General features: G+C 66.1%; 26 protein-coding genes. 12 read left to right on the top strand and 14 right to left on the bottom strand.

The window, feature by feature from the left end; genetic code table 11:
• Position 1: 1 nt before the first annotated feature.
• The gene (gene ubiA, locus ACOI1H_RS08540; protein ID WP_422436651.1) at positions 2 to 967 is read right to left on the bottom strand and encodes a 4-hydroxybenzoate octaprenyltransferase; all 966 of its coding nucleotides are present in this window, start codon (positions 965 to 967) and stop codon (positions 2 to 4) included.
• An 11-nt stretch (positions 968 to 978) separates the two neighbouring features.
• Here ubiA and ACOI1H_RS08535 point away from each other — a divergent pair, with 11 nt between their 5' ends.
• The 5 genes from ACOI1H_RS08535 to ACOI1H_RS08515 all read left to right on the top strand — a co-directional run bounded on the left by ACOI1H_RS08535 (position 979) and on the right by ACOI1H_RS08515 (position 4,349).
• Positions 979 to 1,695, top strand: coding sequence for a 16S rRNA (uracil(1498)-N(3))-methyltransferase (locus ACOI1H_RS08535; RefSeq protein WP_422436650.1), 717 nt, complete (start codon positions 979 to 981; stop codon positions 1,693 to 1,695).
• A gap of 84 nt (positions 1,696 to 1,779) precedes the next feature.
• Positions 1,780 to 2,298, top strand: coding sequence for a hypothetical protein (locus ACOI1H_RS08530; RefSeq protein ID WP_422436648.1), 519 nt, complete (start codon positions 1,780 to 1,782; stop codon positions 2,296 to 2,298).
• Positions 2,299 to 2,358: 60 nt separating this feature from the next.
• Positions 2,359 to 3,729: a glutamate--cysteine ligase gene (locus ACOI1H_RS08525; protein WP_422436646.1), complete on the top strand. Its 1,371-nt coding sequence runs from the start codon at positions 2,359 to 2,361 to the stop codon at positions 3,727 to 3,729.
• Positions 3,730 to 3,766: 37 nt separating this feature from the next.
• Complete coding sequence (locus ACOI1H_RS08520) at positions 3,767 to 4,045, top strand: hypothetical protein (protein WP_422436645.1); 279 nt, start codon at positions 3,767 to 3,769, stop codon at positions 4,043 to 4,045.
• Between the two features lie 61 nt (positions 4,046 to 4,106).
• Positions 4,107 to 4,349, top strand: coding sequence for a hypothetical protein (locus ACOI1H_RS08515; RefSeq protein ID WP_422436644.1), 243 nt, complete (start codon positions 4,107 to 4,109; stop codon positions 4,347 to 4,349).
• On the opposite strand, the gene plsY is transcribed toward ACOI1H_RS08515, so the two are convergent.
• The 7 genes from plsY to ACOI1H_RS08480 form a co-directional block, all read right to left on the bottom strand.
• Positions 4,346 to 4,954, bottom strand: a complete 609-nt coding sequence (plsY, locus tag ACOI1H_RS08510) for a glycerol-3-phosphate 1-O-acyltransferase PlsY (protein ID WP_422436643.1) — start codon at positions 4,952 to 4,954, stop codon at positions 4,346 to 4,348. The genes ACOI1H_RS08515 and plsY overlap by 4 nt on opposite strands.
• Positions 4,947 to 6,227, bottom strand: coding sequence for a dihydroorotase (gene pyrC / locus ACOI1H_RS08505; RefSeq protein ID WP_422436641.1), 1,281 nt, complete (start codon positions 6,225 to 6,227; stop codon positions 4,947 to 4,949). The genes plsY and pyrC overlap by 8 nt, the downstream gene beginning before the upstream one ends.
• 133 nt (positions 6,228 to 6,360) lie before the next feature.
• Positions 6,361 to 6,882 carry a hypothetical protein gene (locus ACOI1H_RS08500; protein ID WP_422436639.1) on the bottom strand — a complete coding sequence of 174 codons (522 nt, stop codon included), beginning with the start codon at positions 6,880 to 6,882 and terminating at the stop codon, positions 6,361 to 6,363.
• A gap of 81 nt (positions 6,883 to 6,963) precedes the next feature.
• Positions 6,964 to 7,728 (bottom strand): LamB/YcsF family protein, encoded by a 765-nt coding sequence (locus ACOI1H_RS08495; RefSeq protein ID WP_422436637.1) that lies wholly within the window; start codon positions 7,726 to 7,728, stop codon positions 6,964 to 6,966.
• A gap of 2 nt (positions 7,729 to 7,730) precedes the next feature.
• Positions 7,731 to 8,750 (bottom strand): biotin-dependent carboxyltransferase family protein, encoded by a 1,020-nt coding sequence (locus tag ACOI1H_RS08490; RefSeq protein WP_422436636.1) that lies wholly within the window; start codon positions 8,748 to 8,750, stop codon positions 7,731 to 7,733.
• Positions 8,747 to 9,490: a 5-oxoprolinase subunit B family protein gene (locus ACOI1H_RS08485; RefSeq protein ID WP_422436635.1), complete on the bottom strand. Its 744-nt coding sequence runs from the start codon at positions 9,488 to 9,490 to the stop codon at positions 8,747 to 8,749. Before ACOI1H_RS08485 ends, ACOI1H_RS08490 begins: the two co-directional genes overlap by 4 nt.
• A gap of 77 nt (positions 9,491 to 9,567) precedes the next feature.
• Positions 9,568 to 10,518 carry an aspartate carbamoyltransferase catalytic subunit gene (locus ACOI1H_RS08480; protein WP_422436634.1) on the bottom strand — a complete coding sequence of 317 codons (951 nt, stop codon included), beginning with the start codon at positions 10,516 to 10,518 and terminating at the stop codon, positions 9,568 to 9,570.
• Positions 10,519 to 10,658: 140 nt separating this feature from the next.
• Between ACOI1H_RS08480 and ACOI1H_RS08475 the strand changes: the two genes are divergently transcribed.
• On the top strand, positions 10,659 to 11,456 hold the full coding sequence (locus ACOI1H_RS08475) for a uracil-DNA glycosylase (RefSeq protein WP_422436632.1): 798 nt from the start codon (positions 10,659 to 10,661) through the stop codon (positions 11,454 to 11,456).
• A gap of 7 nt (positions 11,457 to 11,463) precedes the next feature.
• On the opposite strand, the gene ACOI1H_RS08470 is transcribed toward ACOI1H_RS08475, so the two are convergent.
• Positions 11,464 to 12,957, bottom strand: a complete 1,494-nt coding sequence (locus tag ACOI1H_RS08470) for an MORN repeat-containing protein (protein ID WP_422436631.1) — start codon at positions 12,955 to 12,957, stop codon at positions 11,464 to 11,466.
• A 132-nt stretch (positions 12,958 to 13,089) separates the two neighbouring features.
• Here ACOI1H_RS08470 and ACOI1H_RS08465 point away from each other — a divergent pair, with 132 nt between their 5' ends.
• The 5 genes from ACOI1H_RS08465 (at position 13,090) to gltX (ending at position 19,119) form a co-directional block, all read left to right on the top strand.
• Positions 13,090 to 14,748 carry an NAD+ synthase gene (locus tag ACOI1H_RS08465; protein ID WP_422436630.1) on the top strand — a complete coding sequence of 553 codons (1,659 nt, stop codon included), beginning with the start codon at positions 13,090 to 13,092 and terminating at the stop codon, positions 14,746 to 14,748.
• Positions 14,749 to 15,017: 269 nt separating this feature from the next.
• Positions 15,018 to 15,701: a DUF1236 domain-containing protein gene (locus ACOI1H_RS08460; RefSeq protein ID WP_422436628.1), complete on the top strand. Its 684-nt coding sequence runs from the start codon at positions 15,018 to 15,020 to the stop codon at positions 15,699 to 15,701.
• A 106-nt stretch (positions 15,702 to 15,807) separates the two neighbouring features.
• Positions 15,808 to 16,248, top strand: a complete 441-nt coding sequence (locus ACOI1H_RS08455; protein WP_422436627.1) for a DUF1801 domain-containing protein — start codon at positions 15,808 to 15,810, stop codon at positions 16,246 to 16,248.
• A 51-nt stretch (positions 16,249 to 16,299) separates the two neighbouring features.
• Complete coding sequence (locus ACOI1H_RS08450; RefSeq protein ID WP_422436626.1) at positions 16,300 to 17,760, top strand: MFS transporter; 1,461 nt, start codon at positions 16,300 to 16,302, stop codon at positions 17,758 to 17,760.
• Between the two features lie 33 nt (positions 17,761 to 17,793).
• Positions 17,794 to 19,119, top strand: coding sequence for a glutamate--tRNA ligase (gltX, locus tag ACOI1H_RS08445; RefSeq protein WP_422436624.1), 1,326 nt, complete (start codon positions 17,794 to 17,796; stop codon positions 19,117 to 19,119).
• Positions 19,120 to 19,185: 66 nt separating this feature from the next.
• Here gltX and ACOI1H_RS08440 read toward each other — a convergent pair whose 3' ends face one another.
• Both ACOI1H_RS08440 and ACOI1H_RS08435 read right to left on the bottom strand, forming a co-directional pair.
• A complete protein-coding gene (locus tag ACOI1H_RS08440) occupies positions 19,186 to 21,702 on the bottom strand; it encodes an ABC transporter permease (protein WP_422436622.1) in 2,517 nt (838 codons plus the stop codon).
• On the bottom strand, positions 21,699 to 22,373 hold the full coding sequence (locus ACOI1H_RS08435) for an ABC transporter ATP-binding protein (RefSeq protein ID WP_422436621.1): 675 nt from the start codon (positions 22,371 to 22,373) through the stop codon (positions 21,699 to 21,701). The genes ACOI1H_RS08440 and ACOI1H_RS08435 overlap by 4 nt, the downstream gene beginning before the upstream one ends.
• Here ACOI1H_RS08435 and ACOI1H_RS08430 point away from each other — a divergent pair.
• Positions 22,372 to 23,040, top strand: a complete 669-nt coding sequence (locus tag ACOI1H_RS08430; RefSeq protein ID WP_422436619.1) for an arylesterase — start codon at positions 22,372 to 22,374, stop codon at positions 23,038 to 23,040. The genes ACOI1H_RS08435 and ACOI1H_RS08430 overlap by 2 nt on opposite strands.
• Here ACOI1H_RS08430 and ACOI1H_RS08425 read toward each other — a convergent pair.
• From ACOI1H_RS08425 to ettA, 3 genes are all read right to left on the bottom strand, one after another.
• The gene (locus ACOI1H_RS08425) at positions 23,037 to 23,243 is read right to left on the bottom strand and encodes a cold-shock protein (protein WP_422436618.1); all 207 of its coding nucleotides are present in this window, start codon (positions 23,241 to 23,243) and stop codon (positions 23,037 to 23,039) included. The genes ACOI1H_RS08430 and ACOI1H_RS08425 overlap by 4 nt on opposite strands.
• A gap of 225 nt (positions 23,244 to 23,468) precedes the next feature.
• Positions 23,469 to 23,675 carry a cold-shock protein gene (locus ACOI1H_RS08420; RefSeq protein ID WP_072856590.1) on the bottom strand — a complete coding sequence of 69 codons (207 nt, stop codon included), beginning with the start codon at positions 23,673 to 23,675 and terminating at the stop codon, positions 23,469 to 23,471.
• Between the two features lie 260 nt (positions 23,676 to 23,935).
• Complete coding sequence (ettA, locus tag ACOI1H_RS08415) at positions 23,936 to 25,591, bottom strand: energy-dependent translational throttle protein EttA (protein WP_422436616.1); 1,656 nt, start codon at positions 25,589 to 25,591, stop codon at positions 23,936 to 23,938.
• Positions 25,592 to 25,835: the final 244 nt, after the last annotated feature.

Genomic DNA, 25,835 nt, shown 5'->3' with positions numbered 1-25,835 from the left:
ATCATGCCAGCAGTGCGACGGCGAAAAACGGCAAGGGCAAAAGACCCGCGTCGCGGTTGGATCGGAAGAGTTTCAGCAGGATGCCGGTGTCGTCGGGCTTGAATCGGGTCAGTTCCCATGTGAGGTGCCACGCCATGGCCCAAGGCCCGAGCAGCGCGATCAGCAGAGAGATCACGGATCTGTCGAGGCTTGCGCCGACGACCGCGAGGCCCAGCAGCATGAGGGTTCCGACAAGGAAACCGCGTAGCCAGTGCGGGCTGTTTGCCCCGAACAGGCGGGCCGTGGATTTCACGCCGATCAGGGCATCGTCCTCTGTGTCCTGATGGGCGTAGATGGTGTCGTAGAACAGCGTCCAGCAGATGCCGGCGACGTAAAGCGCCACGGCGGGCCAGCCGAGCGACCCGGTGTGGGCCGTCCACAGCAGCAGCGCGCCCCAGTTGAAGGCAAGGCCGAGGAAGACCTGCGGCCACCAGGTGAACCGCTTGGCGAAAGGGTAGATCGCGACGGGGATCAGGGCCGCGATGCCCAGGGCGATGGCCGCAGGCGGGAAGGTCAGCAGGATCGCGAAGGCGATGCCGCATTGCACGATCATCCAGCCGAGCGCCTGCCTGACGCTGACCTGACCGGACGGGATCGGCCGCGACCGCGTGCGCGCGACCGATCCGTCGATGTGGCGGTCGGTGATGTCGTTCCAGGTGCAGCCCGCACCGCGCATCAGGGCGGCACCCAGCGCGGAGCCCGCGATCAGCCAGAGGTCGAACCGGGTGAAGCTGTCGGTGGCGAGCGACGCCAGTGCGATCCCCCACCAGCAGGGCAGCAACAGCAACCATGTGCCGATGGGCCGGTCGAGGCGCGACAGCCGCAGGTAGGGTTGCCATGCGGACGGCGCGCGGGTGTCGACCCAGTTGCCGGCGGAATCGGCAACACGTCCGGCGGCGGCCTCTGGCATACCGGTGGTCTGGGTCATATGTCTTGTCCATGGCTTCCAAAGTTCGCCTTTTTGTAGATCACCCCTTGGGGGAAGGGCAAACGGTTCCGCTGGATCGGGACCGCGCGATGTATCTCTTTGCCGTGATGCGGCTGGGGGCCGGCGATGTGCTGACGCTCATCAACGGGCGCGACGGGGCCTGGGACGCGGTGGTCGTCGAAGGGTCCAAGCGGGGCGGCGTGCTGGCGGTGCAGGCGCAGACGGCACCGCAGATAGCACCACCCGACCTGTGGCTGATCTGCGCGCCGATCAAGAAGCAGCGCATGGATTTCATGGTGAAAAAGGCAGTCGAACTGGGCGTCGCGCGCATCCTGCCGGTGGTCACGGACTACACCAACGAGAAGGCGCGCACCGACAAGTTGCAGGCCCATGCGGTCGAGGCTGCCGAGCAGTGCGGCGGCACCTATGTGCCGCAGGTGGCCGAGGTTGCACGGCTGTCTGCCGTGCTGGACGGCTGGAACGACCGGCGCATCCTGTTCTGCGACGAGGGTCTTGTGGGTGCGGCGGCGGACCTTGCGTCCCTGACTCCGGGGCCTTGGGCGGTGCTGATCGGGCCGGAGGGCGGGTTTTCACCGGATGAACGCGCGCGCCTGCACGGGATGGACCGGGCGCAGGCGATCAGCCTTGGCCCGCGCATCCTGCGGGCGGATACGGCGGCGGTGGCGGCGCTGACGTTGTGGCAGGTGACCTTGGGGGATTGGCGATGAATGGTGGCGCAAGCCGAATGTCCGATGACGACTTGGAAAGGTCCTGCTTTGGGCAGTTCTGTATGACAGCTCCTTGGTTGCCCGATGTCTGATTTCCTGCGTCCCGCCGCACGTGCGGCCCTGTGGCGCTGGCGCGAAGTGTTGTTCGCCGCAGGGCTTGCCGTGCTGGGCCTGTGGTGGGCGCTGGGCAGTTTCGGCGTCGTGCGGTGGATCGGTGTCGTGCTCGTGCTGCTGGGGGCGGGCATCGCCTTTGCCGGCTGGCAACGCGCCCGGTTCCGGCAGGGCGGGCAGGGCCCCGGGGTCGTCGTGCTGGACGAACGAAGGCTTGTTTACATGGGGCCCCTGACCGGTGGCACGATGGATGTGGCCGACCTGACCCGGCTGGAGCTGGAGCCTGCCGCGATGCCGTCGCCGCATTGGGTGCTGACCGGCGTGGGCGGACAGGGACTTGCGATCCCGGTCAATGCCGAAGGGGCCGAAGCACTGTTCGACGTCTTTGCCACGCTGCCGGGCATCCGCAGCGGTCACATGCTGGATGTGCTTGAACGCACACCCGGTGCGCGGGTGACGGTGTGGGAAAAGGAACGCACGCTCTTGCATTGACGCAGCGGTCGGGTCACGCCAGATAGTCTGCGACACCCCAGGCGAATAGAAGGCTGCCCCATGTCCATTCCCCAAACCGGTGGCGGCCCCATCGAAAGCCACGACCAGCTGGCCGAGATGCTGTCCAAGGGCTGCAAGCCCAAGGACCAGTGGCGCATCGGGACCGAGCACGAAAAATTCGGCTATATCAAGGCCAACCACCTGCCGCTGCCCTACGACGGCCCGGTCGGCATCCATGCGATGCTGGATGGCATGGCCAATCGATTCGGCTGGGACCGGGTGATGGAGGGCGGCAAGCTGATCGGGCTGGTGAAGGACGGGGCGAATGTCTCGCTTGAACCCGGCGGCCAACTGGAACTGTCCGGTGCGCCGCTCGAGACGATCCACCAGACCTGCGACGAGGTGAACCATCACCTCGCACAGGTGAAGGAGATCGCGGACGAGATCGGCGCAGGCTTTATCGGCCTTGGTGCCGCGCCCGAATGGACGCATGACCAGATGCCGCTGATGCCCAAGGGGCGTTACAAGCTGATGGATGCCTACATGGGCAAGGTCGGCACGCATGGCACGCAGATGATGCGGCGCACCTGCACGGTGCAGGTGAACCTTGATTTTTCATCCGAGGCGGACATGGTGCAAAAGCTGCGCGTGGCGCTGGCCTTGCAGCCGGTGGCCACGGCGCTGTTCGCCAATTCACCGTTCTTCGAAGGCAAGCCGAACGGCCACAAGTCCTGGCGCTCGCGTATCTGGCGCGATCTGGATGCGAGCCGGACCGGCACGCTGCCCTGGGTCTTCGAGGACGGCATGGGATTCGAGCGTTGGGTGGACTGGGTGCTGGATGTGCCGATGTACTTCGTCTACCGCGACGGCAAATACATCGATGCGCTGGGCCAGTCGTTCCGCGATTTCCTGAAGGGCGAGCTGCCCGCGCTGCCGGGGGAAAAGCCGTTGCTGTCCGACTGGGCCGACCATCTGACGACGGTGTTCCCCGAGGCGCGGATCAAGCAGTACATCGAGATGCGCGGTGCCGATGGTGGCCCGTGGCGACGGCTGTGTGCGCTGCCGGCGTTCTGGGTCGGGCTGACCTACGATCAGTCGGCACTCGATGCGGCTTGGGACCTGTGCAAGGACTGGACGGCGGACCAGCGCGAGGCCCTGCGGGTGGCAGCGAGCGTCGACGGATTGCAGGCCAAGGTCGACGGCATCGACATGCTCGCGCTGGCCCGGTCCTGCGTCGCGATCGCCTATGGCGGCCTGAAGGCGCGGGCGAAACTGGGTGCCGGCGGGCTTGTCGCGGACGAGACGCATTTCCTGGATGCGTTGCGCGACAGCGTCGAGACGGGGATCGTGCCGGCCGACGAACTGTTGTCGAAGTATCACGGTGAATGGAACGAGAATCTCGACCCCATTTACGCGGAATATGCCTACTGATCCACAGTCTCGCATGGATTGAACAAAAGAGATTTCCATGCGTGATTTTTTTATTGGTGTTCTGGACAAGTTGATCAGCGTTTTTGTCGTGTTGGGCGTGATCGGTGTCGTCGTGGCTGCACTTGCCGCGTTGTTCGCACCGGGCATGGGGACCCCGGCCGGTGGCGGCATCCTTGGGTTCCTGATGATCCTGATCGGTGGCGGGCTTTATATCGCGTTCGTGGCGGGCTTCATGTATCTGGGGCTGGGTATCTACCACAACACCCGACGCACCGCCGAGGCGACCGAGAAGATGGCAGGGCAGACGCGCATCTGATTCGATGCGCAGTCTTAGTTTTCGCCGCATTTTCGGCACGATTGTTGTCTAGATCGAAACGATGATGATGCGTTTCCTGTTCGGGCGGATTGCGCCTGTGGCGCTGATCCTTGGACCCCTGGCGCTGGGCCTGCCCGTGAAAGCGGGCGGGGCTTTCGTGCTGGGGGCGCTGGTGGGGCTGGCCGTTGTGCTGCCGTTCGCGCTGGCGTTGCGGGTGGTCGGTTTGCGGCAGGTCCTGGGCTGGCCTGTCTGGCTGGTGTGGATCGCGTTGCGGATGCTGTGGCGCGGGCGGCGGCTGGTCTAGGACTTTGCGCCGATTTTCGGTTCCGTGCCCTTGTGGATGCGGGCGATATTCGCCGCATGGCGCAGGTAGACCAGCAGCGCCAGCAGCGAGGCCAGAACGAAGAGATCGCCGCGCCCCAACAGGGTGACGATGATCGGTGACCAGCCTGCGGCCATCAGTGCCGCGAGCGACGACATCTTGCCCAGTTTTGCGGTCAGCGCCCAGATTGCGCAGGCGGCAAGGCCCGCCGGCGGTGCCAAGGCCAGCAGGAGGCCGAGGAACGTGGCGACACCCTTGCCGCCCTTGAACCGCAACCAGACCGGAAAGCAATGCCCGAGAAACGCCATCAGGGCGGCCAGTTGCACGGCGTCGGGCGCGGCAAAGGCGCGGGCAAGCAGGACCGCCGCGGCCCCCTTCAGCGCGTCGCCCAGCAGGGTCAGGGCGGCAGCCCGCTTGTTGCCGGTACGCAGGACGTTGGTGGCGCCGATGTTGCCCGACCCGATCTGTCGCAGGTCACCAAGGCCCATTGCGCGCGCCAGGATCACGCCCGTCGGGATGGAGCCGAGCAGGTAGCCAAGGACGGCCCAGAGCAGCAGCACTCCGGTGGGAGATGTGATCTCAGGCATCGAGGCCACCGTGAACGCGGTTTCCGGCGACCCATGTGCCGATGACGCGGCCTTGCAGCCGCGCCCCATCGAAGGGTGTGTTTCGCGACTTGGAGAGCAGGGTGCTGCGATCTAGCACGAAGGGCGCGTCGGGGTCGAACAGCACGAGGTCGGCAGGCGCGCCCGTCGTCAGGCGTCCGGCGGGCAGGCGCAACAGATGCGCGGGGTTCAGCGACAGGGCGCGGAACAGGCGCGGCAGGTCGATCTGGCCACCATGCACAAGGCGCAGGGCGGCGGGCAGCAGGGTTTGCAGACCGACGGCCCCGGCGGCGGCCTGCGCGAACGGGAGGCGTTTCGATTCCTCGTCCTGCGGGGTGTGCATGGAGCAGACGATGTCGATCAGCCCCTCGGCCAGGGCGACGATGACGGCCTGGCGGTCGTCCTCGGACCGCAGGGGCGGGGTCAGCTTGAAGAAGGTGCGGTAGTCGGCCACGTCCATGTCGTTCAGCGTCAGATGGTGGATGCTGATGCCGGCGGTGATGTGCAGGCCGTTGCGCTTGGCCCGTTCCAGCGCGGGCAGGGCGCGGGCGGTGGTGATCTGGTCGGCGTGATAGCGTGCGCCGGTCATCTCCAGCTGGGCGATGTCGCGATCAAGTCCCATGCGCTCGGCCATCGGCGACACGCCGGGCAGGCCGCGCAGGGACGCGAACTTGCCGGTGGTCACACAGGCCCCGGCGGACAGGCCGGGGTCCTGCGGGTGGCCGATCACCAGCGCATCGAGGCTGCGGGCATAGGTCAGCGCACGCGACAGGACCTTGGTGTCGGTCACGACCCGGTCGCCATCGGTGAATGCGACGGCACCGGCGTCCAGCAGAAAGCCGATCTCTGTCATCTCGCGGCCCATGCGACCCTTGGTCAGGGCGACCATGGGCAGGACGTTGACGACGGATTCGGCCTCGGCCCGGCGGCGCACGAATTCAAGCGTTTCGGGGGTGTCGATGGCGGGCGTGGTGTCAGGACGGGTCACAATGGTCGTCACACCTCCGGCGGCGGCGGCGCGACCGGCCGAGCGGAAGGATTCCTTGTGCCGTTCGCCGGGTTCCGAGACCTTGACGCCGACGTCGATGATGCCGGGGGCAAGGCAGGCCCCGTTGCAGTCGATCACGGTGGCCGACGCGGGTGCCGTGCCGCCTTGGTCGATGATGATGCCATCGCGCACGGTCAGGCTGCCGACCATGTCGGTCAGGGCGACGGGGTCGATCAGGCGGGCATTGGCGAAATGAAGCGTGGTCATGCGGTCCTGGCGGCTTGGGTGCCGCAAGGTGTAGGCAGCGCGGGAGGCAGGGTCAATCGGATGCCACCGGTTCGGTCGGCATCGACGGGCCGAAAGACCTGTCGCGATATCGCCTTGCGGCTGCGGGGATGTTCTAGCTTGCCACCCAGATCATCAGTGCGACGACAGCGAACAGCACCAGAAGTGCGATCGTGGCGACACGGCCCGACATGGCTGCCGCACTGGGCGGTGCCTTGCCGCCCGAGACGGTGCCGGTGGCTGAGGTTGCGGCGAGCGGTGCCGCAGGGGCATTCAGGCGGACGGGATCGCCGGTGGTCGTGACGTGGCTGACCTGCGGCGCGAGCGTCAGCGTGACATCCTGCCCCCGCGCGGCGCGTGACATGATCAGCACGACCAGGCCGCGCAGATCGCGCAGGGCGGGGTCCGCCAGCGCGTCGTCCGGAATGTCATAGCCTTGATGCAGGTAATCCAGCAGCGACAGCCCCGACAATTCGCGGGTGTCGACCACATCGACGAAATCGGGGTCGAGCGCATCGGTCCCGAACAGCGCCTGCATGGCCTGAGGCGCGCGCGTGTCGAGCCCTTCGGGTGCGGGGCCCGTCACCTTGAAGATGCGGATCAGGCCGTGATCGGTCGCGGGGATCGTCAGGGTCATGGCGGGCCTTTGGCTATTCTGCGGGGCGGTGCCCGTCGTGGTCCGGGTCAACCGCGTCCCTGTCAACTTGTTCCGGCGGCGTCATCGCGAGGGGGCCCTGATGGCATGGCCCGCGTCGGTCAGCGACCGGGCAAGGGTGGCTGCGATGGCCAGCGCCTCTGGTCCGTCGCCGTGGACGCAGACCGTGTCGATGGGCACCCGCAGGAACCGCCCACCGGTACTGGTGATGCCGCCGTCGCGCAGCATGTCGAGGATGCGTGTGGCGGCCGTCGCGGGATCGTGGATCATGGCACCGGGCTGGCGGCGGTCCGTCAGCGTGCCCTCGTCGTTATAGGTACGGTCGGCAAAGACCTCTGACGCGGTGGCGGCCCCAAGGTCGGCTGCGGCCTGCGCCAGCGCCGTCTGCGGCATGACCACAAGGCACAGGTCGGGCTGCACGGCCAACGCCGCGCGGTAGCAGGTCGCGGCCATATCCAGATCCTCGCAGGCCATGTTGGACAAAGCACCGTGCAGCTTGAAATGCGCGAGCCGCGCGCCGCGGGCGGTCGCAAGGGCCATCGCGGCACCCAGTTGATACTGGATCATGTGGGTCAGTTCGGTCGAGGACAGCGTCAGTCGGCGGCGTCCGAAGCCTTGCAGGTCGGCAAATCCGGGATGCGCGCCGATCGCCACGCCGGCGGTGAGCGCCATGTCCATCGTGCGACCCATCGTGACCGGATCGCCTGCGTGGAAGCCGCAGGCGATATTGGCGGAACTCACGATCTTCAGCAGGGCGTCGTCGTCGCCCATCGCCCAGGGGCCAAAACCTTCGCCCATGTCGGCGTTCAGGTCGATGGATTGGGTCATGATCAGGTCTCCTCGTCGCGGCCGGCAGTGACGCCGCCAATCAGTTGATGGGACAGCAGGTCCGGCACGTCTGCCGGATCGCGGACTTGGGGGTGCACGCGGCCGCGCAAGGCCGCCAGCACCTGCGCGTCTGTCTGGAACAGGGTGTCGGCCGCTTCCGTCGTCAGCCAGGCAAAGCGCAGCGGATCGGTCGGGGCGGCCTGCGCCGCGCGGGGCAGGTCCGCGGCGATTACCGTGCCGATCCGGGGGTAGCCGCCGATGGTCTGGCATTCGGCAAGCATCAGGAACGGGCTGCCGTCGCCGGTGATCTGGAGGTCACCGGCAACGATAAAGTCGGAGATCGGGCTGGCCGTGGCCCGCGTCGCGAAACCCAGACCGTCCGACGTCAGCGGCAGCCCCGTCCGGTTCGCGCGGGCGCTGCGGTGAAACGGCGTGGCAGCCAGCCGAGCCAGCGTATCGTCGTCGAACAGCGCGGTCTGCGGTCCCGGCATCAAGCGCAGCGTGCCGCCGGAGAACCGCGCATCGGCCGTCAGCACCTGCGGCGGTCGGTCCGGGGCGGGGTCGGTGCCGAGGGCCACCACGTCACCGGCCTGCAAAAGACGGCCAAGGCCGGCAGAGAGATGCGCCGCGGCACTCCCGAGCAGACAATCCTCGGCGATTCCGCTGGCGGGCGTAAGGTATCCGTAGGTCCCGGCCTGCGCGCCGCCCAGTGTCAGCGTCTGGTCGGGCTGCAGCACATGGCTTGCGTGCCAGCGCAGCGCCGTGTCGTCCCGGCGGGCGGTCATCGGCGCACCGGTCAAGGCAAAGCGGACGGGGGCATCGACGCGGAACGAACCCCCGAGGCCCGCCATCTCGATGGCCGCGACTGGCTGGGGGAGGCCCATCAGGGCAGCCCCTTCCAGCAAGGCGAGCCGATCCATCGCACCGCCGGGCGACAGGCCGACGGCCATCCGGCCGGGGCGGCCCATGTCCTGCACCGTCATCAGCGGCCCGCCGCGCAGGATTGAGAGGGTCGCGGTCATGGGACGTCGGTGCAGACCGCACCGCCAAGGCCGTCGGTCTGCCCCGCCCGTAGCCGGGCAATGGTGTCGGCATCCGTCGGCGCAAAGCGCAGGCGGTCGCCGGCGCGCAGGGCGAAGGGCTCCATGCGGTCAGGAAGGAAGGGCGCAAAGGCACAGGTGCCGATCCAGCGCCAGCCGGTCGGGCTGGGGTTGGCGAACAGCACGATCTGCCGCAGCGCCACGACCAGCGCACCGGCGGGAACCTGCGGTGCCAAATCCCTTTGACGCGGCATGTCCCAGCCGGGCGACAGGTGGCCCAGATAGGGCTGACCGGGGGCGAAGCCGATCGCGAGGACGGACAGGTCGGTCGCAGCGATCTCGGCGATGGCGGCCTGCGGCGACAGGCCGGCCAAGGCTGCAGCGGCGTCGAGTTGCGGACCGCTGTCGCCGCCGAAGCTGGCGGGAATCGTCCAGAGCCGGGACCGGGTCTTGGCCTGCGGCGCGTGCGGCGCGTCAAGCAAGCGATACAGTTGCTCCGTCAGAGCGTCGCGGCCGATCTCTGCCGGCCGGAACCGCAGATAGGTGGCGGCCAGCGAGGTGGCGATTTCGGTGACGCCAGACAAGTCGGCGGCGCGCAGGGTGTCGGCAAAGGCCTGCGCGCGGTCCGGATGGGCCTGCAACCCGTCACCGAACCGCACGAGGATGCCGTCCTGCCCCAGCGGAAGCAACCTGTAGGTGGTGTCGGCGGCGGTATCGGACATCGGCGGACCTTTGGCGATTGAACCGGATCGGCGTGGACGTGGGTCGGACAGGGAGGGCGGCGGCACCGGGCCGGGGATCAGGCCGCGACCTCCGCGCGGGCCCTGCGCAGGTTCTGCGCCAGAAGGTCCATCGCGGCCATGCGGACGGCGACGCCCATCTCGACCTGAGTCTGGATCACGGAGCGGTTGATGTCGTCGGCGATGGTGCCGTCGATCTCGACCCCGCGGTTCATCGGACCGGGGTGCATGACGATGGCGTCAGGCTTGGCGCAGGCCAGCTTTTCGGCGTCGAGGCCGAACCGGTGAAAATATTCGCGTTCCGACGGGATGAAACCGCCGTCCATGCGTTCCTTTTGCAGGCGCAGCATCATCACGACATCGACGTCGGCGAGGCCCTCTTTCATGTCCTCGAAGACCTCGACGCCGAAGTCGGCGATGCCCGCGGGCATCAGGGTCGGCGGGCCGATCAGGCGGATGCGGTTTTCCATCTTGCCCAGCAGCATGATGTTGGACCGCGCGACGCGGGAATGGGCAATGTCGCCGCAGATCGCGACGGACAGGCGGTGCAGCCGCCCCTTCGCGCGGCGGATCGTCAGGCCGTCGAGCAAGGCCTGCGTCGGGTGTTCGTGGCTGCCGTCACCGGCGTTCAACACCGCGCCGTTCACCTTTTGCGCCAGCAGATCGACCGCACCGGACGACGGATGCCGCACGACCAGCAGGTCGGGGTGCATGGCATTGAGCGTGAGGGCCGTGTCGATCAGCGTCTCGCCCTTCTTCACGCTGCTGGACTGCATCGCCATGTTCATCACGTCTGCGCCGAGCTTCTTGCCCGCCAGCTCGAAGCTGGCCTGGGTGCGGGTCGAGTTTTCGAAGAACATGTTGATCTGCGTCATGCCGGCCAGCACGTCGCGATGCGTCTTGCCCGCGCGGTTGTCGGTGGCGTAGCGGTCGGCGAGGTCGAGAAGTGTCGTGATCTCGTCCGGGGCGAGATGTTCGATGCCGAGCAGGTGGCGGGCGCGGAAGGACATGGGTTCTCCGATACTGATGGGGTTTTATAGGACGGGCGTGGCAGGGGGGCCAGCCCCCCCGGCTGCGCCGTCCCCCCGAGATATTTTCGACGAGAAGAAGGGGACTGCGTTCCGCGATGCGGTGGGGTAGGGTCGTGGCGATGGAATCGCACGAGACATATTGGGCGACTGTGGCCTTGCTGGACTGGCAGGTGGCGCTAGGCGCGGACGAGGCGATCGGCGATGTGCCGGTCGACCGCTATGCGTTGGAGACGGTCGTGGCGAAGCCCGTGGCCCCGGTGGTCGAAGGACGAAGACCGCCCCCGCCACCGATCCCGGCCCCGGAGAGTTTCGATGCGCCGGCACTGGCGCGAGAGGCCGCGGAGGCGGCGGGCGATCTGGCGGCGCTGCACAGGGCGCAGGAGGGGTTCAGCCTGTGTAACCTGAAGCGGGGTGCGCGGACTTTCGTCTGGGCGCAAGGCGATCCGGCCGCGCGGGTGATGTTTGTCGGCGAGGCGCCGGGGCGGGCGGAGGATCAGGCGGGCAAGCCGTTCGTCGGTGCGCAGGGGGCGTTGCTGGACCGGATGCTGGCGGCGATCGGACTGGACCGGACAGCGATGCAGGCCGACCGCGCCGCCTATGTGCTGCATGTCCTGCCTTGGCGCACGGCGGGCGCCGGGATGCCGCAGGCGGAGGATCTGGCGATGATGCTGCCGTTCCTGGAACGGCATATCGCGCTGGTTCAGCCGGACGTCGTGGTGCTGATGGGCAATGCGCCGTGTCAGGCCCTGCTGGGCCGTGCCGGGATCACCCGGCTGCGCGGGCAGTGGGCCGAGGTGCTGGGCCGCCCGGCGTTGCCGATGTTCGCACCCGAACATCTGCTGGGCCGGCCCGCCGCCAAGCGCGAGGCCTGGGCCGACCTTCTGGCCTTGAAGGGTCGGTTGCGCGGCAGCGCCTGACGTTGCGTCAGTCGGCAGGCGCGGGTTCTGCGGGGGTGCTGTCGGTTTCGGGCGGGGCGTCGGAATTCGCGGGTGCGGCGGGCGTCGGGGCTGCGTCAGTCGCGTCGGGTGCGACCTCTGCCGGGGTCAGCAGCGCGCCGTCGGCCCATTCGCCGGCGGATTGTTCACCGCTGGCATAGCGCATGGTGCCGGGGCCTTCGCGGCGGCCACGAACGAAGGAGCCTTCGTAGACGTCGCCGTTGGCGTAGGTCGCGACACCGGTGCCGCTGATCTCTCCATCCCGCCACTCGCCCGCATAGGTGAAACCGTCGGGCAGGGTGATGGTACCGGTGCCGTGGCGCTGGCCGTTCAGAAACTCGCCTTCGTAGACGGTGCCATCGGCGTAGGTCGCCTTGCCCGTGCCGTTGCGCTGCCCGTCGGCCCAGCCACCGGCATAGGTATAGCCGTCGGGATAGGTCATCGTGCCTTCGCCTTCGTTCTTTGCATTCACGAAGTCGCCTTCATAGACGAGACCATTGGCGTAGGTCGCCTTGCCGCGCCCGTCGATGACGCCGTTGGTCCACTGGCCTTCGTAGGTGGAACCATCGGCATAGACGATCTTGCCCGTCCCGTTCGCGAGATCGGCGGTGAAGTCGCCGGTATAGACCGCGCCGTCCGGATAGGTGACTTCACCCTTGCCGTCGATCTGGCCGTCCTTCCAGTCGCCGGTGTAGCGGTAGCCGTCCGTGCCGGTGAAAGTGCCGGTGCCGGTGCGGCGGTCGTTGGAAAAGCCACCCTCGTAGACGTCGCCGTTGGCATAGGTGACCCGGCCGGTGCCGTCGCGCTTGCCGGCGACGAGGTCGCCTTCGTACACGTCGCCGTTGGACTGCGTGAGGGTTCCCGCGCCCTGGATCTGGCCATCGACCCAGGTGCCATCGTAGATCAGCCCGTCCGTCATGGTCAGCTTGCCGGTGCCGTCGCGCTCTCCGGCTTTCAGCTCGCCTTCGTAGACGGCACCGTCCGGATAGGTCACGCGCCCGGTGCCTTCCTTCACGCCGTTGATCCAGGGGCCGGCGTATTCATAGCCGTCGGGGCTGCGCATGGTGCCGGTGCCGTGGTGCATCGCGTTGCGGAATTCGCCTTCGTAGACGACCCCGTTGGCATAGCGGGCGATGCCGCGTCCGGTGATGTCGCCGGCGAGCCAGTCGCCTTCATAGGTGCCGCCGTCGGCGAAGATGATCTTGCCGGTGCCGTCGGGCTTGCCGGCGGCAAAGGTGCCTTCGTAAATCGACCCGTTGGGGAAGGTCGCGGTGCCGGTGCCGCTGATCTCTCCCTGCACCCAGTTGCCGGTGTAGCTATAGCCGTTGGGCAGGGTATATGTCCCCTCGCCATGTTGCTTGCCGTTCAGGAAGGCGCCCTCGTAGACGCCGCCGTCGTCGTACTGCTTCGTCTCCACGGTCTGTGCCGCGGCTGCCCCCGAAAGGGCGAATGCCAGAAATGCCGCCGTGATGAGCCGCGTCATGGGGGTCCCCTCTTTGCCTCTCGGGGATTGGTAAAGAAAGGCGGCACCTGTGACAACGGGGCAAGGCGGCGGACGGCGGGTTTCCCTTGGTCGGATATCTGCTATTTGCGTCACAAACCGGAGAGGTGGCCCATGACAGACCGTTACCGCATCACGTTGGCGCAGCTGAACCCGACCGTCGGCGACCTGTCGGGCAACGCCGCCAAGGCGCTGGAGGCGTGGCGGCAGGGGCGTGATGCGGGGGCGCAGATGGTGGCCCTGCCCGAAATGTTCATCACCGGATACCAGACGCAGGACCTGATCCGCAGGCGCGGTTTCATCCTGGAGGCGGTGGCCGCGATCGAGGCGCTGGCGCTGAACTGTGCCGACGGCCCGGTTCTGACGATCGGCGGGCCGGGATTGGAAGGCGTCAAGCTGCACAACAGTTATTACGTGCTGAAGGCTGGTCGCATCGCGGGGCGGGCAGACAAGCATTTCCTGCCCAACTACAACGTCTTCGACGAGGTCCGGCTGTTCAGTCGTGGCGAGGTCCAGGGGCCCTTCGCGACAACCGGCCCGCGCATCGGGACCCCGATCTGCGAGGATGCCTGGTATCCCGACGTCGCCGAGGCGCAGGTCGAGAGCGGTGCAGAGGTGCTGCTGGTGCCCAATGGCAGCCCCTATTTCCGCGACAAGTTCGCGATCCGCATGAACAACATGGTGGCACGGGTGGTCGAGAACGACGTGCCCCTGATCTACGTGAACATGGTCGGCGGGCAGGACGACCAGATGTTCGACGGCGGGTCCTTCGTGCTGAACCGGCACGGCAAGCTGGCGATGCAGATGCCGTTCATGGAGGAATGCGTCGGCCACGTCGATCTGGTGCGGGAGGACGGCCTTTGGGTGGCCGAGGAGGATGCGTTCGCTACGCATCCGAGCAGTCTGGAACAGGACTACCGGGCGATGGTCGAAACGCTGCGCGACTACTGTCGCAAGACGGGGTTCGAACGGGTGTTGCTGGGCCTGTCGGGCGGCATCGATAGTGCCATCGTGGCGGTGATTGCCGCCGACGCACTGGGGCCCGACAACGTGCGCTGCGTCATGCTGCCGAGCAAGTATACCTCTCGGGCGTCCCTGGACGACGCGCAGAAGGTCGTGGATGCGCTGGGCTGCGGTTTTGACACGGTGCCGATCGCGGGGCCGGTCGATGCGGTGGGGGATGCCCTGGCGGGACTGTTCGCGGGTCATGCGCCCGACCTGACCGAGGAGAACATCCAGAGCCGGATGCGCGGCCTGCTGTTGATGGCGCAGTCGAACAAGTTCGGTGAAATGCTGCTGACCACCGGCAACAAGTCCGAGGTCGCGGTCGGCTATGCCACGATCTATGGCGACATGGCGGGCGGCTACAACCCGATCAAAGACCTCTACAAGACTCGCGTCTTTGACATCTGCCGCTGGCGCAACGCCCATCATCGCCCCTGGATGAAGGCACCGGTGGGCGAGATGATTCCCGTGGCGATCATCGACAAGCCGCCCAGTGCCGAGCTGCGGCCCGATCAACGCGACGACGACAGCCTGCCGCCCTACGACATCCTCGATGGCATCCTGACGATGCTGGTGGATGAAGAGTCGAGCGTGGCCGACTGCGTTGCGGCAGGCTATGCGCGCGAGACGGTCAAGAAGGTCGAGAATCTGATCTATATCAGCGAATACAAACGGTTCCAGTCGGCGCCCGGCACGCGGCTGTCACCACGCGCCTTCTGGCTCGACCGCCGCTATCCTATCGTGAATTGTTGGCGCGACCCGACTTGAGGAGCCTTGCAGGCTTTTCCGCTGGGGCTTCATCTGTGCATTATTAGGCGGTATTTATGGACACGCTGCGTCACCGAATCTGCGTGAAAATACTTGAAATCAAACGCTTGCGAAACCCGCCGCTTCTTGTTGTCGCAGTAAGCGGATTTTCGCCGAAGACGCTTTAGGGACCGGAACGCACAGGGTCGGCCCGGCATTCCTCCTACAGATCGCAGGTCTTGCTAGCGACGCCGGTTGTCGGCGTGGTGGACCCGCGTAAGGTAGTGTTTATGAAACGTGCAACTTTGACCCTCGTCTCGGCCTTTGCAATGGCGGCTGCATTGCCTGCCGCAGCGCAGATGACGTCCGCCAAGGCGGGAACGGAACTGTCCGTTCGCGCTGCACCATCGTCCACCGCAGAGATCACGGGCGTTCTGGAAACCAATCAGGAGGTCAGCATCGAGGGCTGCCTCGAATCCGTGACCTGGTGCAAGATCTCGTCGGGCGAAACGATGGGCTGGGCCTCGGGTCAGTACCTTTATGTCGAGGACGACGCAAATGCGGTGCCGCTGATCGACATGGCCGGCAACGCCGAGGAGATCATCGTGATCGAGCAGACCGAAGAGGGCACGTCGCAGGCTGACCAGAACGGCGCGGCGCTCGCCACCGGCACGGTCGGGGCGCTGACGGCTTTTGCGCTGGGCGGTCCGGTCGGTGCCATCGTGGCAAGCGGCATTGCGGGCACCGCCGTCGGCGCGGCTGCGGTCGAGCCTACGGAGGACACGATCAGCTTCGTCACAGCGAACCCGGTCGAGACGGTCTATCTGGACGGTGAAGTCGTCGTCGGCGCGTCGATCCCCGCCGAGATCACGACCTATGAAGTGCCGCAGCCTGAACTGCGTTACCTCAACATCAACGGCCTGCCGGTGCTGGTTGATGCCGAGACCGGCACGATCATCCGCATCGTCCGTTAGGCCTAAGCAGAATTTCAAGCAGTGCATTTGAGCCGGCCCGGTTCCCTTGATAGGGGAGCCGGGTCTTTTGCGTGACCGAGGGTTTGCCGCGCGCTAGGATCGGGTCATGGTCAAGACCGTGCCAGATCCAGACCCGCAGGCCGTCCAGCGGTTCCTGTCAGCCATCCCGCATCCCGGACGGCAGGCGGATGCCGTCGCGCTGGATCGGCTGTTCCAGACGGTCACGGGTGCCAGTCCACAGTTGTGGGGCGGTTCTATCCTGGGCTACGGTCACTATGACTATACCTATGCGACCGGGACTGGCGGGCGCTGGCTGGCCACCGGATTCAGCCCGCGCAAGGCGCATCAGGTCATCTACATCATGCCGGGCTATGCGAACTTCGAACCGATCCTCGACCGGCTGGGCAAATGGAAAAAGGGCAAATCCTGCCTTTACGTGACCCGGCTGTCGGTTATCGATCCGGAGGTTCTGGCAGAGCTGATCCGGGCGGGACTGCGCGATCTTGAAATGCAGTGGCCGATTTCGATGACGCCGCGCGTGACTTGATCCAGCTTCCTGCTAGATGGACCCTGTCACTGAACAGGAACCTTCCCCCGCATGAACCGCACGAATGATGATGCCCCGCTGACGGGCCGCTGGATCGCGATGGCGGCCTTGCTGGTCGCCGGGTTCATGAACCTGATCGACGTGACCATTGTAAATGTGGCGATCCCGTCGCTGCAGGACGCCTTTGACGCGACCGACAGCCAGATCGAATGGGTGGTCGCGATCTATATCCTGACCTTCGCCTTGCTGTTGCTGCCGATGGGGCGGCTGGGCGACGTCGTCGGGCGGCGGCGCATGTTCATTGCAGGGGTCTGCGTCTTTACCTTCGGGTCGGCGCTGTGCGGACTGGCTCCATCGATATGGGGCCTTGTCGGTGCCCGCGTCGTGCAGGGCATCGGCGGGGCCATGATGACGCCGCAGACGCTGGCCATCGTGCCGGCGTTGTTCGCGCCCAAGGAACGCGGTCTGGCCTTTGCCCTGTTCGGCCTGTCGGCGGGACTGGCAAGCGTCACCGGTCCGGTGCTGGGCGGCATTCTGATCGGGGCGGACCTGTGGGGGCTGGACTGGCGGCCGATCTTTCTGGTGAACATTCCGGTCGGCATCATCGCGGTGCTGGGCGCGCTGCGCTACGTGCCGAACCTGCCGGGCAACAAGGGGCTGGAGATCGACGGCGTGGGCATCGCACTGGCCGCCGCCACCACCTTGCTGGTCATGTTCCCGCTGATCGAGGGGCGTCAGATCGGCTGGCCCCTGTGGATCTGGGTGATTATGGCCAGCGCCCTGCCGATGCTCTGGGTCTTCATCCGCTGGCAACGGCACCGGGCCGAGGTCGGGCGCGCGCAACTGCTACCGGTGGCGCTGTTTCGCAACCGCAACTTCATGGTCGGCACGGGCATCGTGATGCTGCTGTTCGCGGGGATACCAGGTTTCTTTCTGGTGCTGGCGATCCTGCTGCAGATCGGCAACGGGCTGACGCCGCTGCAATCGGGGCTGACGACGATCCCGTTTTCGGTCGGCGTGCTGGTCGCCTCGCTGGCGGCCGGGCGGATGGGGAACCGTTTCCTGCGACCGCGTATCAGCGTGGGTGGCCTGCTGCTGGCGGCCTGCATGATCGCCCTGCCATTCGTGACGCCGCAGGCGGCGGGAGAGATCAGCCGCAGCGCTTTCATGCTGCCGCTGTTCATCGGGGGATTTGGTCTGGGGACCGCGATTTCGCCGCTTTTCAACACGGTGCTGGGGCAGATCAAGGACAGCGACACCGGGTCGGCATCCGGCGCGTTGCAGTCGTTCCAGCAATTGGGCGGGGCACTGGGGCTGGCGGTGATGGGACAGTTGTTCTTTGCGCATGTCGGACATGGTCTGGCGGCGGGCGGTGACACGGTGCCGGTCTATTCTGATGCGTTGCGGATGGCGCTGTGGTTCTCGACGGCGTCCTTCCTGATCCTTGCGGCCAGCGTCTGGCGCCTGCCCGCGCCGCAAGCGCCGAAACTGGACAAACGACAGGCGGCGTGACAGACGAGGCGCAAAGATACAAGGACGCCGCCCATGACCACGATCACCCGCTTCGCCCCATCGCCGACCGGCTGGATGCACATCGGCAACCTGCGCGCCGCCCTGTTCAACTATGCCATCGCGCGCCAGAACGGCGGGACGTTCATCCTGCGGATCGACGACACGGATCAGGAGCGGTCGAAGCCCGAGTACGAGCAGGGCATCAAGGACGTGCTGACCTGGCTGGGCATCCGGTGGGACGATCTGCAAAAGCAGTCCGACCGGCTGACCCGATACGACGAAGCGCGGCAGCAGTTGCTGGACGCGGGGCGCATCTACGAGTGTTTCGAGACGCCGGTGGAACTGGACCTGAAACGCAAGAAGCAGCTGAACATGGGCAAGCCGCCGGTCTATGACCGTGCGGCGCTGTCGCTGACGGAAGACCAGAAGCAGGCTTACCGCGACGAGGGGCGTCAGGGACACTGGCGCTTCAAGCTCGATCTGGAGCGGGTGGAGTGGGACGACGGGATCATGGGACCGATCAGCATCGACTGCGCGTCGGTCAGCGATCCGGTGCTGATCAAGGAGAGCGGTCAAATCCTGTATACCTTCGCGTCGCCCGTCGATGACGTCGACATGAAGATCACCGACATCGTGCGGGGTTCGGACCATGTGACGAACACCGCGACGCAGATCCAGATCATGCGCGCGCTGGGCGGCACCGTGCCGCGTTTCGCGCACCATTCGCTGTTGACCGGTCCGCAGGGCGAGGCACTTTCCAAGCGCCTTGGCACGCTGGCGCTGCGCGATCTGCGCGCGCAGGGGATTGCCGCAGAGGCGGTGCTGTCCCTGATGGCGCGACTGGGATCGTCGCAGCCCGTGGTTCTGGTCGACGGAATCGATGAGGTTGTCGCCGGTTTCGACGTCGGCACCTTCGGGTCGGCTCCGACGAAGTTCGATTTCGAGGATCTGTGGCCGCTGACCGCGCGACACTTTGCGCGGCTGGACGCCACAGCGGTAAAGCCGACATTGGACGATGCGGGCGTGCCCGGTGACCTGCAACCGGCGTTCTGGGACGTCGTGAAGGAGAACATCGCCAAGCTGGACGACGTGGCCCCCTGGTGGGCGTTGTTCCGCGATGGCGGACAGGCGGTGGTTGCGGACGAGGACCGGGACTTTGTGGCGCAGGCGTTCGATCTGCTGGGGCAGCCGCCCTACACGGATGCGACCTGGGGTGACTGGACCGGGGCGGTGAAGGATGCGACGGGCCGCAAGGGCAAGGCGCTGTTCATGCCGCTGCGGCTGGCCGTGACCGGGCAAGCCAAGGGCCCCGAGATGGCACAGGTCATGCCGCTGTTGCAGACGAAGCCCGCGCTTTAAGGCAGGGTCCGGGATGGCGAGGCGGCGCAGGGGGTCCTCCTGCGCCGTTTCCATGCGGGCTCACCGTTAGTCGCGCGCGCGCAGGACCTGTGCCGGGGCGGCCTGCAAGGGCCTGATCGCAAAAGCGAGGCCCGCGAGCAGCGACACGAGGATGCCGCCACCGACGATCCAGAGCGCGTTCGACCAGATGATCCGGAATTCGTTTTCCATGATGTAGGTCTGCACCGCCCAGCCGCCGAGGATGCCCGCCGTCAGCGCCACGACACCTGCCGCCAGCCCCAGAAGGGCCGCGCGCAAGGCGAAGCTGGCGATGATCAGGCCACGGGTGGCCCCGAGGGTCTTCAGCACGGCCGCCTCGAAGGTGCGGGCACGTTCGCCTGCGGCGGCGGCCCCGATCAACACGAGAAAGCCGGTGATGAGCGTCCCCAGCGCGCCGTAGCGGGTGGCGGCCGTGACGCCTTCGATCAGGACGGCGACACGGTCGATGGCGTCGCGGATTCGGATCGCTGTAACGTTTGGATAGGCGCTGGCGATGTCGCGCAGGATCTGCGCCTCCGCCTCTTCTGATGCGTAGACCGTTGATATCCAGCTGTGCGGCGCACCGGCAAGGGCGGCGCTGTTGAAGGTCAACACGAAGCCGAGGCCAGCCGAATCCCAGTTCACCTGCCGGAAGCTGGTGATCGTGCCGGTGATGTCGCGTCCAAGGACGTTGACGGTCAGGGTGTCGCCAAGGCTCAGGCCGATTTCGGCCGCTTCTTCGGCGGCAAAGCTGATCTGGGGTTCGCCGGTGTAGCCTTCGGGCCACCATGCGCCGGCCGAGAGCGTGCTGCCGTCGGGCAGGCTGTCGGCATAGGTGATGCCGCGATCGCCGCGCACGACCCAATGGCCACCGGCGACCTCTTGCGCGTCGCGGTCGTTTATCTGGGTGGTGATGCCACGCAGCATGGGTGCGGTTTCGACCTTGGTCACGGCGGCGTTGTCGGCCAGAATTTCACGGTAACCGTCGATCTGGTCGGGCTGGATATCGACGAAGAAGTAGCTGGGCGCGCGGTCGGGAAGCTCTGCGGTAAAGGCGCGGCGCAAATTGCCGTCGATCTGGCCGATGGCGGCCAGCACGGCAAGGCCGAGCCCCAGCGACAGAACCACAGAGGTCGATTCGCCGCCCCGTGCCCCGATGCTGGCAAGTGCCAGCCGCAAGGCCGGACGGCCACGGGCGGCGCGCCGGGTCAGCCGGGCGATCCAGCGGATCAGGGCGGCGGCGAGGACGAGGATGAAGAGCGCACCCGCGATGCCGCCGGCCGTCCAGAGCGTGAGCCAGGCGGTGCCGGAGAACCAGATGGCGAGGCCGAGGAGTAGGGCGATCAGCGCCGCGGTAATGAGCAGGTAGGGCCAACGGGGCAGGGCGGTGCCACCGGCAAAGGCGTCGCGGAACAAGGTCGCGGCGCGAATCTGTTCGGTCCGGGCCAGCGGCCAGAGGGTGAAGATCGCGGCGGCAAGGATGCCGTAGATCGCCGCCTCGATCAGTGGGGCGGGGTAGACGCCGAAGTCGGCCGGGATGGGTAACTGCGCCTCGATCATAGGGGCGAGGGCGAGGGGGATGCCGCCGCCGAGGATCAGTCCGATGGCGACGCCCAGCAACGTCAGCACGCCGATCTGGAGCGCGTAGGTCGCGAAGATCGTCCCGCGCGTGGCCCCGAGGGTCTTGAGGATCGCGATGGTGCCAGTCTTGTTGCCGAGATAGGCGCGCACGGCGGCGCTGACGCCAACACCGCCGACGGCAAGGCCGGACAGGCCGACGAGGATCAGGAAGGCGCCCATGCGCTCGACGAAGCGGGCCGTGCCGCCGGCCCCTTCGCGGCTGTCACGCCAGCGCAGGCCGGTATCGCGGAATTGAGTATCGGCGCGATCCTCCAATGCCTGCAGGTCGGTGCCTGGGGGCAAGAGCATGCGGTAATCCGTGTCGAACAGGGTGCCTTCGGACAGCAGGCCCGCGTTGGCCAGGTCCTGGGTCAGAACGATCGTCCGGGGGCCAAGCGAGAATCCGGCGGCGGCATTGTCAGGGTAGCCTTCCAGCACGGCGGAAAAGACGAAATCCTGCGTCCCCATGCGAAAGGTGTCGCCCGGTTGCAGGCCGAGGCGGTCGGAAAGGACACGCTCCAACACGCCGCCGGGCAAGGTTCCGTTGCCTGCGAGCGCGTCGGCCAGCGGCATGGCTGGATCAAGGGTGACGTTGCCGACCAGCGGGTAGGGGTCGTCGACGGCGCGCACCTGCGTCAGGGCGCGGTCGTCGTCGACCAGCACCATCGAGCGGAAATCGACGGTCTCGGAGAGGGTGGTCGAGACGTCCTGCATGAACGCCAGCTCATCCTCTGTCGCATAGCGGTAGGTCATGGTCGCCTGCGCGTCACCGCCCAGCAGGGCGCTGCCCTGTTCGGCCAGCCCCGCTTCTATCCCGGCGCGGACGGTGCCGACGGCGGCGATGGCGGCGACGCCCAAGGCGAGGCAGGCGAGGAACACGCGGAAGCCGCGCAGGCCGCCGCGAAGTTCACGGCGGGCGAAGGTGGCGGCAAGGGCGAGGCTCATGCGGCGTCCAGACGGCCGTCGCGCAGGCCGATCACGCGAGAACATCGGGCGGCAAGGTCACGAGCGTGGGTCACCATGATGAGGGTCGCGCCGTGCCGGTCGCGCAGGTCAAAGAGCAGGTCGATGATCGCGGCACCGTTCGCCTCGTCCAGGTTGCCGGTGGGTTCGTCCGCCAACAACAGGCGCGGGCGCGGGGCAGAGGCGCGGGCCAGTGCGACACGCTGCTGTTCGCCGCCCGACATCTGACTGGGATAGTGATCGACACGACTACCGAGGCCGACGGCATCCAGCTCTGCGCGCGCGCGGTCGAATGCGTCCTTGGCCCCCGCCAGTTCCAGCGGGGTCGCAACGTTTTCCAGTGCGGTCATTGTCGGGATCAGGTGGAAAGACTGGAAGACCACCCCCATATGTGAACGGCGAAAACGGGCAAGCTGGTCTTCGTTCATCGCGGTCAGGTCTTCGTGCATCGCGGTGATCGTGCCGGCGGTGGCCTGTTCCAGTCCGCCCATCAGCATCAGGAGAGATGACTTGCCAGACCCACTCGGACCCGCAAGCCCCAGCGTTTCGCCCGCCGCCACATCCAGCGAGATGTCGTGGAGAATGTCGACCGGCCCCGCATTTCCGTCGAGGGTCAACGCCACATTGCGCAGCGAGAGGACGGAATCGGACATGGGTAAGGCCTTTGCATTGTTCAGCTTTGCATATGGTGCGGCAGGCCGGGTGCGCAATGGATTAATCCTGAGCCTTTTTGCCACGGCGGCCTTTGCGGAACCGGTCACGGTTGCGGCACTGGGCGACAGCCTGACGGCGGGATATGGGTTGGAACAGGACGCGGGCTTCGTGCCGCAGATGCAGGCTTGGCTGGACGCGCAGGGGGCCGAGGTCACGCTGCTGAATGCGGGCGTGTCGGGCGATACGACCGCCGGCGGGCTGAGCCGCGTCGAATGGACGCTGACGCCCGAGGTCGATGGGATGCTGTTGGCCCTGGGTGGCAACGATTATCTGCGCGGGCTGGACCCGCAGGTGTCGGCTGCGAACCTCGACCGGATTCTGGAAAAGGCGCAGATGGCCGAGGTTCCGGCGATGCTGGTCGGATTGCAGGCGGGCACGAACTACGGCGCGGACTACGCCGATGCGTTCAACGGCATGTATGCGGACCTTGCAGCCACATACGATGTGCCGGTCTATCCGGACTGGTTCGCGGCGCTGCGGGGGGTGGATCGTCCGAAATACCTTCAGGACGATGGCGTTCACCCCAACGCGGCAGGGGTGAAGTTGATTGTCGCAGCGATGGGTCCGGCGGTTCTGGACTTTGTCGAAACCCTGTCGCCGGACTAGGCCAGCGACAGGTTCACGGCGGATTCGCGCCCGTCACGGCCGGCCTCGACGTCGAACTTCACCTTCTGGTTGTCGGCGAGGCCGGTGAGGCCCGACCGTTCGACAGCCGAAATATGGACAAAGATGTCCTTTGACCCGCCGTCGGGCGCGATGAATCCGTAGCCTTTGGTGGTGTTGAACCATTTCACGGTGCCAGTAGCCATGGCATGTCTCCCTTCTTGACCGCTCGCGGGATGCAGCGGGGCGGCTCGTCAGTGCTTGATCGAGGCACAGGGCCGTCAGGGACCGTCGTCGATAGAGGTAACGTAGCAACGCCATTATCAGCGGCACCGCCGTAAAATCAACTTCAATTTTGAGGGGGGTGGATAATCGCCGATGGCGATGGAGGATGCGCGCAACCGCGCACCCCGGTCTTGCAGTTCGCGGCGTTATGCCAGCGACAAATTTACAGCGGATTCGCGACCGTCACGGCCGGATTCGATGTCGAAGGTGACCTTCTGGTTATCGGCCAGACCGGTCAGGCCCGAACGCTCAACAGCGGAGATGTGGACGAAAACGTCCTTGGAGCCGCCATCGGGAGCGATGAAGCCGAAGCCCTTGGTTGCGTTGAACCATTTCACGGTGCCAGTTGCCATCGTGTTATTCCTTTTGTCTTGCCACCCACGAGATTGCGGTGGCGCGGCTTAGTCAGTGCAATGTCGAGCGCTGTAGCCTGGAAAGGAAAACAGTGGGTCGAGATGGATAACGTTTGCCCCGACTTGGTACAGCCAATTTGCGCAAAACGCAAGCCCATCCGATCCATTCGCGGTCACGACGGTGCGGTTGGGTGGCGTTTGCCTGAATTTGAGCAAAATTTTGCCGCAATGCACGTCGTGCACTGCGGCAATCGAAGTGTTCAGCGCACGAATTTCTTGTGCTTCAGCCGCTTGGGTTCCATTGCGTCGGCCCCCAGACGCCGCTTCTTGTCCTCCTCGTAGTCCTCGAAGTTGCCTTGGAACCATTCGACGTGCGCATCGCCTTCGAAGGCGAGTATGTGGGTGCAGATCCGGTCAAGGAAGAATCGGTCGTGGCTGATGACCACGGCGCAGCCCGCAAAGGATGTCAGGGCGTCTTCCAGTGCGCGGAGGGTTTCGACGTCAAGGTCGTTGGTCGGCTCGTCGAGGAGCAGGACGTTGCCACCGGATTTCAACAGCTTGGCCATGTGGACGCGGTTGCGTTCGCCGCCCGACAGCAGGCCGACCTTCTTTTGCTGGTCGCCCCCCTTGAAGTTGAAGGCCGAGCAGTAGGCGCGGGAGTTCATGGCAGCGTCACCCAGTTCGATGATCTCGGCACCGCCGGTGATCTCTTCCCAGACGGTGGCATCGGGTGACAGGGCGTCGCGGGACTGGTCGACGTAGGACAGTTTCACCGTGTCGCCGTATTCGACCGTCCCTTCGTCCGGCTGGGTCTGTCCTGTCAGCATGGAAAAGAGCGTGGATTTGCCGGCGCCGTTCGGGCCGATCACGCCGACGATACCACCCGGCGGCAGGTCGAAGGACAGGCCTTCGACAAGTAGCTTGTCGCCCATCGCCTTTTTAAGGTCCGTGACCTCGATGACATTGGACCCCAGACGCGGGCCGTTCGGAATGATGATCTGTGCGCGGCCCAGCTTTTCCTTTTCAGACTGGTTCGCAAGGTCGTTGTAGGCGCTGATGCGGGCCTTGGACTTGGCCTGACGCGCCTTGGCCCCCTGCCGCATCCACTCGAGTTCGCGTTCCAGCGTCCGCTGCTTGGACTTGTCCTCTTTCGCTTCCTTCTCGAGCCGCTTGGCCTTGGCCTCCAGCCAGCTGGAGTAGTTGCCTTCGTGCGGGATGCCCGACCCGCGGTCCAGTTCGAGAATCCAGCCGGTGATCGCGTCGAGGAAGTAGCGGTCGTGGGTGACGATCAGGATGGTGCCCTTGTAGTCGACCAGATGCTGCTGCAGCCATGCGATGGTTTCGGCGTCGAGGTGGTTGGTCGGTTCGTCGAGCAGCAGCATGTCCGGCGCTTCCAGCAGCAGCTTGCACAGTGCCACGCGCCGTTTTTCGCCGCCCGACAGGGTGGTGACATCGGCGTCGTCGGGGGGGCAGCGCAGCGCCTCCATGCTGACGTCGATCTGCGCGTCGAGGTCCCAGAGGTTCTGGGCGTCGATCTCGTCCTGCAGGCGGGCCATCTCGTCCGCGGTCTCGTCGCTGTAATTCATCGCGACTTCGTTGTAGCGATCCAGCACCGCCTTCTTGTCGGCCACACCCAGCATGACGTTCTCGCGCACCGTCAGGTTGGGATCGAGTTCGGGTTCCTGCGGCAGATAGCCGACGGTGGCGCCTTCGGCGGCCCAGGCCTCGCCCTGAAACTCCTTGTCCTGACCGGCCATGATCCGCATCAGGGTCGACTTGCCGGTGCCGTTGACGCCGACGACGCCGATCTTGACCCCGGGGAGAAAGTTCAGGCGGATGTTTTCGAAGACCTTCTTGCCGCCGGGATAGGTCTTGGACACGCCGTCCATGAAATAGACGAATTGATAGCTGGCCATGAGGATGCTCCGCTCGATCTGGAATTTGACCTTGCATATCGGGGGACGGCGCGGGGGGCAATCGGCGTCTAGCCGGCGGATCGCAAGGCCGTCGCTGCCACGCGCCGCTTCAGCCAGTCCACGGCATCCTCTGCCGGCATGGCGCGCGCGAAATGATTGCCCTGCCCGACAAAACCACCGCGCGCGACGACAAGTTCGGCCTGCGATGCCGTCTCGATCCCGCAGGCGACACAGTAGATCTGCT

It is taken from the genome of Loktanella sp. DJP18 (assembly GCF_049310965.1).
Classification (GTDB): Bacteria; Pseudomonadota; Alphaproteobacteria; order Rhodobacterales; family Rhodobacteraceae; genus Loktanella.
The sequence above is the reverse complement of the archived record's forward strand: the minus strand, read 5'-3'. Positions and strand labels throughout refer to the sequence as shown.